The sequence below is a fragment of the Streptomyces xylophagus genome, assembly GCF_000716435.1.
Classification (GTDB): Bacteria; Actinomycetota; Actinomycetes; order Streptomycetales; family Streptomycetaceae; genus Streptomyces; species Streptomyces xylophagus.
Genome location: NZ_JNWO01000164.1, coordinates 1 through 375 on the forward strand (window position 1 = coordinate 1; position 375 = coordinate 375).

At 67.2% G+C, this 375-nt stretch carries 1 protein-coding gene; it reads right to left on the minus strand.

All coding sequences use genetic code 11. The features are described 5' to 3' along the window. A partial coding sequence (locus OO70_RS50805; RefSeq protein WP_199827572.1) for a RecT family recombinase occupies positions 1-375 on the minus strand: 375 nt, incomplete at both ends.

Below are 375 nucleotides of genomic sequence, written 5' to 3' on the forward strand. Positions count from 1 at the left end.
GTCTTCAACCACATGGAGCGCGGCCACTTCGTCCACGGCGAGTCGGCGCCGTTCCCGGACCGGGACGCCGCCTTGTGCTCGAGCACCTCCTCCTCACCCATCTCCACCACCCGGGAGAGGGCGCCGCCGCGCATCACCGCGTACGCGTAGACGCCGACCATCCGGCCGCGGGTGGACTTGCCGGCGAACCGGTCCCGGACGTGCCGGGGGCGGTCCATGGTCTGCTCGTCAAAGTCGTAGGTGTCGTTCTTGTAGACGATTTCGGCTTTGACGGAGACGACGGCACCGGCGCGGTACATGCGCTCGATCTCGCCCTTGTAGTCCTCGATGCCGGTGACCTTGTTGCCGAACGGCACGAAGTGGTAGGTGTCGCCG